The organism is Cupriavidus sp. WGlv3 (assembly GCF_023952475.1).
Lineage (GTDB): Bacteria > Pseudomonadota > Gammaproteobacteria > Burkholderiales > Burkholderiaceae > Cupriavidus > Cupriavidus phytorum.
Map to the genome: position 1 here is coordinate 1 of NZ_JALHRX010000074.1, position 2,732 is coordinate 2,732.

Consider the following 2,732-nt stretch of genomic DNA (forward strand, 5'->3'; position numbering starts at 1 on the left):
CCCCTAGCCTGCTTACTCCGCCATGGATATCGTCTGATTCAATGGTGGGTGCGATTCACGCGCTGGTGTCCATGGTCTGTCGGGGCTGCGAACCATTGAACTAAGTGTAAACGAGTGGTTGACTTTGCCTCGATGCCCTTCCTAGTATGAAACATGAATCATGTATCATGTTAAAGGCGGAGCGAAAGCCTGTCATAAATTAAGCAGTTGTCCTTAAAGTGCGAACCGGCTTGTTGCAGACCCCTTGGGTCAGGGCATTGCTGTGACTCGAAGAAATCAAAAAAGGGAGACACTATGCTGAGAAAGCGTTGGCGATACTTCGCGACCGGGTTAGTCACTCTTGCGACGATGCTGGGAGCGTTTTCGCTGCATGCAGCGACGGCGGGTCCCGGAGCGTGGAGTAGCGAGCAGACGTGGGCATCGGATGCCGTCAATGGTGGAAACCTGACCGGCTATTTCTATTGGCCGGCGAGCCAGCCTTCCACGCCCAATGGCAAGCGAGCTCTAGTTCTAGTGCTACACGGATGCTTGCAGACTGCCTCCGGCGACGTGATCAATAATGCCAGTGGGACCGGGTTCAACTGGAAATCGATTGGCGATCAATACGGTGCTGTCATTCTTGCGCCTAACGCAAGCGGCAACGTGTACTTCAAGCATTGCTGGGACTATGCGAATGCGTCGCCAAGCCGAACCGCTGGACACGTGGGCGTACTGCTGGATCTAGTCAACCGCTTTGTTGCCAATGCCCAGTATGCGATCGATCCCAATCAGGTATACGTGGCGGGCCTATCCTCTGGAGGCGGCATGAGCATGGTCCTGGGCTGCATCGCCCCGGACATTTTTGCCGGCGTTGGCATCAATGCCGGTCCGACGCCGGGAACCACGACGGCCCAGATCGGCTTCGTACCTAGTGGCTATACCGCGACGACGGCAGGCAATAAATGTAAGCAATGGGCCGGATCCAACGTGGGTAAGTTCACCAGCCAGATTGCCGGCGCCGTATGGGGAACCTCGGACTACACGGTGGCGCCGGCATATGGCCCGATAGCAGCCTCGGCCTTCCGCCAGCTCTACGGCGGCAGCTTCACCCAGGGATCTAAGGTATCGATAGCAGGGGGCGGCACAAACACCCCTTATATCGATAGCAATGGCAAAGTGCGCACCCACGAAATATCGGTCGCGGGCATGGCACACGCATGGCCCGCTGGAACTGGCGGCAACAACACCAACTATGTCGATGCCACGCATATCAACTACCCTGACTTCGTGATGGACTTCTGGGTTAAGAACAATTTGCGTGCTGGAAGCGGGTCTGGACAGGCGGGTTCGTCGCCGACTGGGCTGGCGGTCGCCGGGACGACCCTCAACACAATATCGCTGTCGTGGAATGCCGTAACAAACGCCAACAGCTACAACCTTTACCGCAATGGCACGAAGGTGGGCTCGAGCACGTCGACGAGCTACACCGATTTGGACTTGATAGCGGGTACTACGTACAGCTACACTGTGACGGCGATCGACGGCACAGCAGGGGAAAGCCAGCAATCTGCTGCTATCTCGGCAACAACAAAGACGAGTTTTTCTTGTACGGCGACCACCGGCACAAACTATGCGCACGTGCAAGCCGGTCGGGCACACGATGTCGGGGGGGGGGCTTACGCGAATGGCTCGAACCAAAGCATGGGATTAAATAATCTTTTCTATATCAACACTCTGGCTGAGACAGCCGCCGGATACTATGTGATTGGCAATTGCCCATAAGCAGCGGCACGATTGGAGTTGGGGGAGGCAATCTGTCAAAACAAACTTCTGAGAGAACTCATTGAAGCTATGTACGCGCCGTTCGGGAGGCGACCCCAGCTGCATTGGAAGCTTCCCCGATTCGCTACGTCCAATCCGCGCTCTGCACACGCTTCTGCAGGTCGGCCTGAAGCTTTCGATCAGCTTTGGCGAGGATCCCTTCGGCTCAGCCCAGGGAAATCAGTTTGGTTATAGCGTAGTCCTTCTGTCCAGCTTCGCTAAACGTTGGCACGTCGGGAGTGTCAGCGTGTATGCCGTATCGGTGACGGCCAGTGCCAGCCTCTGGCTGTGGGACTGCGGCCGGCGTTGGCCCTGCAGTCAATAAGGGAATGCTTGAGGCGGCTCCACGAATGGAGCGACCCCCTGAAAAGCCGGACACAGTCCCCACTTACAATAGCTGGTTGGGTGCGCTTGCGAAGCATGAGGCTCGGTATATCGGGCGCAATGCATTCGTTTCATCATTGTCCAACCACGAGTCTTGATTCCACGGTAGCGGACCCGCCGTGCGACCGGCGGTAGGCTGGGAGCGCGCGTGTTGCTGGCAACGGCGGCGTGCGAAGGTGCTCTGACAATGTAGTCCGACAGTGGGCAATATCGCGAGGTGTTGCGTAGAGGCTCCGAGCAGCGATGTGGCTCAGACGCTAGGCTGGCTGGTAGGAGCAACACATGTGAATCGCAGATAAACGATGCCCCGAGGCGATCTGCGAGGAGGCGTCACAACCCTCTATGCGGTTTGTCACACAGCGAACGGAGTCGCAACAAGTTCTATTGGCATTGCACCGTGTTAGGGATTCGATTATTCGCGACAGGCTGGGCACTACTAGAACGTGCATTTCTTATAGAGTTCGACATAAGCCTGCCGCTGGGCGGCACCGTGATGAAGCGCCTGCCAGCCGTCATTGCAGAACATTTGCTTCCGCCGCAGCTAGTAG

General features: G+C 56.8%; 1 protein-coding gene and 1 pseudogene. Both read left to right on the plus strand.

Annotated features, from left to right (window positions below):
* The first annotated feature begins 348 nt into the window (after positions 1–348).
* Positions 349–1,761, plus strand: coding sequence for an extracellular catalytic domain type 1 short-chain-length polyhydroxyalkanoate depolymerase (locus tag MKD38_RS30405; protein ID WP_306414580.1), 1,413 nt, complete (start codon positions 349–351; stop codon positions 1,759–1,761).
* A 732-nt stretch (positions 1,762–2,493) separates the two neighbouring features.
* Positions 2,494–2,732: pseudogene (locus MKD38_RS30410) on the plus strand (IS110 family transposase); the annotation flags it as partial.

What these genes read in the sequence shown, in the direction of transcription:
- MKD38_RS30405 (WP_306414580.1), top strand. Translation starts at nt 349, where the DNA reads ATGCTGGGAGCGTTTTCGCTGCATGCAGCGACGGCGGGTCCCGGAGCG.